The organism is Alcaligenes sp. AB3 (genome assembly GCF_031844565.1).
Lineage (GTDB): Bacteria > Pseudomonadota > Gammaproteobacteria > Burkholderiales > Burkholderiaceae_B > Alcaligenes > Alcaligenes faecalis.
In genome coordinates this window covers 40,553-47,564 of the sequence record NZ_JAUZVM010000014.1, presented here as the reverse complement: position 1 = coordinate 47,564, position 7,012 = coordinate 40,553, and the positions used below count along the sequence as shown (strand labels likewise).

Genomic DNA, 7,012 nt, shown 5'->3' with positions numbered 1-7,012 from the left:
CCAGACTCGCCGGGGCCTGAAGCGGCTTCTAGCGGAGGAAACGCGCAAGTTTTACAGCGTCAGGGGGCGGGTGGGGGGGCCCCTGTCTCCAGGTCATAGTAGTGATGGACGGCATATTCGTTGATCACTGCCTTGGTACCGTAGTATTGAGCCATGGCTTGGCCGTCAAAGTGCATATCGAAGTGATCCCGCGAACGTAAAGTGGGTAGGAAAAAATACTTCGGCAGCTTGACGTGATGCTGCTGATGCTCTTGGGCATCAGCCAAGAGAGCGCGCCGTACTTTATCTTGTTCCCAAGTGCCGTGATAACTGCGCAACATCAATCCGCTGGACACCAGCCATAGTGTGAAGCAGGATCCTAATGTCACTAAAAAGCTGCGCTGTATGGCTAGGGTGCGTTGCCCTTGGGCCAATAAATCATGTCCATAAATAGCCAGGGCCACCAGCAGATACATCAAGCCGCCATTCAGGGCTCGCTTAGGGATATTGGGCGCCAGAACCAGTATGGCATTGGCCAAGAGAGACGCTCCAATGAGCAGCCACATCGCCCGGCGTGCTGGCAGCGAGGGCACTGGCCCGGCGGTAAAGCGCCAAAACAACATCACCAGAATCACCCCCCAGTATCGCAACATGGCATCGGGGAAACGGCGGCTGAAATGGTCCCAGACTCGCCATAAAAAGGGTTGATCGTACCAATGAGCAAAGCCCTGAGCCCGTACCTGATTACCCGGTGCCAACACCAGTATGGCAATGCCCAGCCCCATACACAGCAACCACACCAGATGCCATTTGTTTAGCGAGCCTGTGCGCTGAAAGTGCCGTAGGCTCAGATAAGCCAACAAACACCAACTAATGATGCCCGTGTTTTCATTGGAACTTCCCGCCAGTACGGCTAGCAGGCAGACCGCGATGGCAGCCCCAATAGATGGTTGGCCCTTTTTCAAATACCAGACAAAGGCCAATACAAAACCGAAGTTGAATAGATTGGGCCATAGATAATTTGCCGCTCCTACCAACCAGAAGGTGGTTTGCCCTAGATCTGGGTTGACTAACCAATACAGGGTGAAAAGCAGTAACAGAAGCGAAGGCCGGAAGCGGCGGTCGGCCAATTGGGCCCCAAGCGCGGTCAGTATCGCGATCAGACTGAACAGGGCGGCTGTATTTAGTATGGCTTGCAACCATCTGGGGGCCAGGTTGAGCATCCCGCTAGAGAGGGTGTCTGAAACAAGTCGACCGCTCCAGTTCAAGTAGTGAAACTTGATGGCCGCCCAAGAGATGCCTTTATTGGCATAGCTGAAGTCGTCCGAAATCATGGGAGTGAGCCCGTAAAGGACCCACGTCACGATTAGCGTCAATGAAAACACAAACGTAAAAGCCCAGGCACCAGAACGATGGCCGAGCAAAGGTGTGCTGGATCGAGATTCAGCAACAGAGAGAGTGGTACTCATTGTAGAGGGGAGGTTTGTGGGCAGGCCCACGACGACGGTATTACACATCGTTCGCTGCCCTGGATGTTGATGCCACGGTGATATCAGTTATTTACCGAGCTTGAAAGGGTAGAGATTATCTCAGAGTCGCGTTGAGGCAGAGCGTTTAACGCGATGTACGCCCTCATCCTTTAAATCTAAACCAAATCGGGGTTTTCCCTGCTTTTGCGGCTTCTTGCGCTTATTGGCTAGGCGCTGCGCAAAGTGGATATACCGACAAAAAGAGCACTTCTACCATTGGCTCCATCGTCATACCTAAAAAACAAAAGGAGAAGGACGTGGGGGACATCAATAAAAAAATAGCAGCCGTTGTACTGGGGGCAGGCGCTTTGGGCGCCGGTCCGGCCTGTGCCATTGAAGGCAACGGCCTGCCTATTTATCCCGATGGTTTGGAAAACTTCATGAGTGGTGCCCTGCCGCCACCCGGAGTGCACTTGCTGATGTACGGCGGTGCCATGCGTTACGACTCGGTGCGTGACAAGAACGGCGACAAGTTGCCTATTCCTGACTTCCAGGTGGATGTGGCAATGGTTGCGCCTCGTCTGGTCTGGGTGACGGATCAGCAGGTGTTTGGCGGTCAATTGGCGTTCCACGCTCTGGCCCCGCTGCTGACCGTCAAGGCACAAGCCGCCGGTCAGTCGCAGCGCCGCAGTGGTCTGGGCGATGTGGTGTTCGGTCCCGCCCTGGGCTTTCACCCCAGCGAAAAAATGCACTACGTGCTGGGTGTGGACTTTGTGGCCCCTACCGGCCGCTACAAGGTGACCGACAGCGCCAATCTGGGCCGTAACTACTGGGCCATCCAGCCTGCCGCAGCATTTAGCTACGTGCAGCCCAGCGGCATCAACCTGGATTTGAAGATGATGGTGGACTTCAACTTCCGCAACAGTGATACCGAAACCCGCACGGGTAAGGCCATTCACGCCGACTACGCCGTGGGTTGGGGTTTCGGTAATGGCCTGGTGCTGGGGGTGGGTGGTTACGCCTATCAACAGATTGAAAGCGATCGTGGCCCGGCAGCCGGTGACAGCAAGGCGCGTTCCTTCGCGATTGGCCCGAGCCTGCGTTACGCCAACGATAAAGGTCTGCTGATTACGGCCAAGTACCAGCAGGATCTGGGCGTGCGTGGCCGTCCTGAAGGAAAACAATTTTTTGTAAAAGTAGCGGTTCCGTTCTAAGGGCCCGCGGCAGGAGAGCGAGATGAAAGGACTGAAAGACAAGGTAGTCATCGTTACCGGCGGCGCAACGCGCGTTGGCGCAGGCGTGGTCGAGGTGCTGATGGGCTATGGCGCACGTGTGGCCGTGTTTGATATTGATGCCGCAGGTGGTCAGAAAGCCGTAGGCAACGATGCCGCCAAAGCCAAATTCTGGGAAGTGGACATCACCAGCGATCAAAGCCTGAATGCGGCCATCGAGCAGGTCAAGGCGCACTTTGGCCGTGTGGATGGCCTGGTCAATCTGGCCTGTTCCTATCTGGATGAGGGTATGGCCTCCAGCCGTGAAGACTGGCTCAAGGCCTTGGACATCAACCTGGTCAGCGCCGTGCAAGCAGCCAAGGCCGTGCGTCCCTTGTTGCTGCGTGGCGGCTCCATCGTCAACTTCACGTCCATTTCATCGTCGATCGCACAAACCGGGCGCTGGTTGTACCCGGTCTCCAAGGCCGCCTTGTTGCAACTGACGCGCAGCATGGCGCTGGACTTTGCTCCAGACGGTATCCGCGTGAACTCGGTCTCGCCCGGCTGGATCTGGTCGCGGGTGATGGACGAGCTGACGGGCGGCGATCGCGCCAAAACCGATCGCGTGGCCTCGGCATTTCACATGCTGGGCCGCGTGGGCGATCCCCAGGAAGTGGGCGAAGTCGTCTCCTTCCTGCTCTCGGATTCCGCCAGTTTCGTGACCGGTGCCGATTACGCCGTGGATGGCGGCTACTCGGCCATGGGTCCCGAGCAAGGTGTACCGGCCATTCCCAAATTGGCTGAATAAGAAAAACCGGGACGCCGCTGGGGTGGCGTCCTTAGCTCCCTCAGAAGGAAAAAAATCATGCGTAAAGTTGCTATTGTGGGCGCTGGCCAAGCTGGCATGCCCGTTGCATTCGGCCTCTTGGCCCAAGGCTACGACGTAGCCGTTTTCACCAACCGCAGCCCTGACGATGTTCGTGGTGGCCGTGTCATGTCCAGCCAGTGCATGTTTGCCGAGGCGCTGGATGTAGAGCGTCGCCTGGGTCTGAACTTCTGGGACGACGAATGCCCACCCGTACAAGGTATCGGTTTTGCCCTGCCCAACCCCGATCAGCCTGACACCAAGGCCGTGGACTGGAGTGGCCGTCTGGACCGCGAAGCCCAAGCCACCGACCAGCGCGTAAAAATGCCTTACTGGCTGGAACTGTTCGAGCAGCGCGGCGGCAAGCTGATCATGGAAGACGTGGGCGTGGCCGAACTGGAGCGCATCACCCAGGAATACGACCTGACCATGCTGGCTGCCGGTAAAGGCGAAGTGGTCAAACTGTTCGAACGTGATGATCAGCGTTCCATGTACGACAAGCCCCAGCGCGCTCTGGCCCTGACCTATGTGCACGGTCTGGAACCTACACCTGAATACTCGCGCGTGTCCTTCAACTTCATCCCCGGTGTGGGCGAATACTTTGTGTTCCCATCGCTGACCCTGTCCGGTCCTTGCGACATCATGGTGTTTGAAGGCGTGCCCGGTGGCCCATTGGATCGCTTCCGCGATGCCAAGACGCCTGAAGCGCACCTGGAACAAAGCGTGTCCTTCCTGCGCGAATTCCTGCCTTGGGAAGCCGACCGTGCCCGCAATGTGGAACTGACTGACGCCCAGGGTTACCTGTCCGGCGCATTCCCTCCCACGGTGCGCAAACCTGTGCTGACCCTGCCTTCGGGCCGCATGGTGCTGGGTCTGGGCGATGCCGTGGTCGTGAACGACCCCATTACCGGCCAAGGTTCCAACAACGCTGCTAAAGCCGCCCAGGTGTATCTGGACAGCATCTTGCAGCGTGGCGAAGGCGCGTTTGACCGTAACTGGATGCAGGAAACGTTCGAGCGTTACTGGGATTACGCCAATCTGGTGGTGCGCTGGACCAACTCCATGTTGAAGCCGCCAACCGACTCCTCTTTCGCCTTGTTGACCTCGGCTCAGCAATCGCCTGCTCTGGCTCATTTCCTGGCCAACAGTTTCAACCACCCACCGGTTCTGTTCCCGGCCTGGGAAGATCTGAGTGCCGCCCAAGCATTGATCGAGAAGACTCGCAGCCAATCTGTGGCTGCCTGATAGATAGTATTCAAGGAGACGTATCATGACCCCCACCGCAACGCTGCAAGACTCCTCGTCCCAAACCGCTGCCCAGCGGCAGGCCGTGTCTGCCCAAGCGTTGGCAGCCGCTGACGCCAAACCCACACCGTCCAATCTGAATGTGGTCGATAGCCGTGCGTTTCGCCAGGCACTGGGCCATTTTCCAACGGGTGTGGCCATTGTCACCACTCGTTGTCCCGATGGCCGGGCGGTGGGTCTGACCATCAACTCCTTTACCTCCCTGTCGCTGGAGCCGCCTCTGGTGATGTGGAGCCTGGTGAATCATTCGCCCAGCCTGGAGATCTTTGAAAAATGCAGCCACTTTGCCATCAATGTGATTAGCCAGGAGCAAGTGCCCGTGGCCCTGGGTTTTGCCAATTCCCAGGTCAAGGACAAGTTCTCGCTGGTCTCGCATGTGGATGGTGAAGAAGGCGTGCCATTGCTGGACGATTGCGTAGCGACCTTTGTGTGCGAGAACTACCGTCAGCACGAAGGCGGCGACCACACCTTGTTTATTGGCCGTGTGGTGCGCCACACCACCCTGACTGAACACGAACCTGCGGTGTTTCACCGTGGCCGTTTCGCCAACCTGACCACGCCTAGCGGAGACCGTTGAAATGAGTGACGCGCACAGCGCTGATGTAGTCATTGTCGGCAGCGGGATGAACTCCCTGACCTGCGCCGCCTTGTTGGCCCAACGGGGCTTGTCGGTGACAGTGCTGGAGCGCAATGCGGTTGCCGGGGGCTGTATCCGTACCCAGGAGCTGTTCCCCGGTTTCACCCATGATGTTCTGTCCAGCTGGTATCCCCTGTTCATGGGCGGCGCGTCGTATGCCGCTCTGGCCGAACCCTTGGCCAAAGCCGGTCTGGAGTTTGCCAAAGGCGAGTACAGCACGGGTCTGGCCATTCCCGGTGGCCCGTCGCTGGCCTTGCGTCAGGATATGGACGACACGGTGCGTCGTTTCAATGACCTGATGCCCGGTGAAGGCGATGCCTTGGGTGCCATGGCGGCACGCATGTTTGGCCCGGATGCCGGTCTGGTATTTGGCCTGCTGGGTGGGGAGCCCTACCGCTGGCCCATGGCCAAACTGGCTTTTGGTGCCTGGCGCGAACGGGGGCTGGACGGCTTGATGTCTTTTGGCTCGCAAGCGCTGGAAAGCTTCCGGCGCTGGGCCATGCGCGATCTGCGCAGCGATCTGGCCCGCGCCATGATTGCTCCCTGGGTGCTGCATAGCGGTTTGGGCCCGGATGAGGCCAGCTCGGCCCTGATCGGCAAGCTGACTTTCAGCGCCGTAGTCAGCGGTGGCATGCCGGTGGTCAAAGGCGGCAGTTACCAGATTGTGAAAGCCTTTACCCGCATTATTGAAGAAGCAGGTGGGGCGGTACTGACCAATTCCCATGTGGATCGCGTGCTGGTGGAAGGCAATAAAGCCACCGGCGTGTGTGTGGGTACGCAGCGCTATCTGGCCCGCCGTGCCGTGGTCTGCAATGTGACGCCCGGTCAGCTGTACGGCGACTTGTTGCCGGAAGTAGAACCCGAGTTGTTGAAGTCCGCCCAGGATTATCACTATGGTCGCGGTGGCATGCAGATTCACTTTGCCTTGAATTCCCCGCCCGACTGGCTTGACCCGGAGCTGCGCCATGTCCCTATGGTGCATGTGACGGAAAGCATGGAGCAGGTGTGCTCTTCGGTGGTGACGGCCAGCAATGGCTATCTGCCTGCCAAACCGACCCTGGCCGTGGGCCAGCCGGTGGCAGTGGATGTGACTCGCGCACCGGAGGGGCACTGGATTTTATGGGTACAAATGCAGGAACTGCCGCGCCACATCAAAGGCGATGAGGCGGGCGAGATTCCTGTGCCGGCCGATGGTCGCTGGAACGAAGCCGTGCGCGAGGCCATGGCCGACCGTGTGCAGGCCCGTCTGGAAACCGTCATGCCTGGCTTGGCCGCCAAGATTATCGGGCGTCGTAGCGTCAGCCCAGCGGATCTGGAAGCCTTGAACATGAATCTGGTGGGGGGCGATCCGTATAGCGGGGTGTGCTCACCGGATCAGTTCTTTTTCATGCGTCCTTTTGCAGGACACAAGAATGCGCGCAGTGGCACGACGCCCTGGCGTAATCTGCATCAAATTGGTGCGTCGGTGCATCCGGGCCCTGGCCTGGGTGGTCAATCCGGCTATCTGGCCGCCCAGCGTATTTTGAAGGGGTGAGAGGACGGGTGA

Annotated in this window: 6 protein-coding genes; 5 read left to right on the top strand and 1 reads right to left on the bottom strand. The window is 58.4% G+C overall.

Going from position 1 to position 7,012, the window contains the following annotated elements:
• Nucleotides 1-59 precede the first annotated feature (59 nt).
• Complete coding sequence (locus Q9R35_RS18215) at nt 60-1,478, bottom strand: DUF6056 family protein (protein WP_311220228.1); 1,419 nt, start codon at nt 1,476-1,478, stop codon at nt 60-62.
• A gap of 296 nt (nt 1,479-1,774) precedes the next feature.
• Between Q9R35_RS18215 and Q9R35_RS18210 the strand changes: the two genes are divergently transcribed.
• From Q9R35_RS18210 to Q9R35_RS18190, 5 genes are read left to right on the top strand one after another with little or no spacing between them, the layout of a single operon-like run.
• The gene (locus Q9R35_RS18210; RefSeq protein ID WP_081045540.1) at nt 1,775-2,662 is read left to right on the top strand and encodes a transporter; all 888 of its coding nucleotides are present in this window, start codon (nt 1,775-1,777) and stop codon (nt 2,660-2,662) included.
• A 22-nt stretch (nt 2,663-2,684) separates the two neighbouring features.
• Nucleotides 2,685-3,467 (top strand): SDR family oxidoreductase, encoded by a 783-nt coding sequence (locus tag Q9R35_RS18205; protein WP_311220227.1) that lies wholly within the window; start codon nt 2,685-2,687, stop codon nt 3,465-3,467.
• A gap of 57 nt (nt 3,468-3,524) precedes the next feature.
• Nucleotides 3,525-4,769: a styrene monooxygenase/indole monooxygenase family protein gene (locus tag Q9R35_RS18200; protein WP_042484914.1), complete on the top strand. Its 1,245-nt coding sequence runs from the start codon at nt 3,525-3,527 to the stop codon at nt 4,767-4,769.
• Between the two features lie 25 nt (nt 4,770-4,794).
• The gene (locus tag Q9R35_RS18195) at nt 4,795-5,406 is read left to right on the top strand and encodes a flavin reductase family protein (RefSeq protein WP_042484910.1); all 612 of its coding nucleotides are present in this window, start codon (nt 4,795-4,797) and stop codon (nt 5,404-5,406) included.
• Between the two features lies 1 nt (nt 5,407).
• Entirely contained in the window at nt 5,408-7,000 is a 1,593-nt protein-coding gene (locus Q9R35_RS18190; RefSeq protein WP_045930509.1) for an NAD(P)/FAD-dependent oxidoreductase, read from the top strand.
• The last annotated feature ends 12 nt before the right edge of the window (nt 7,001-7,012 follow it).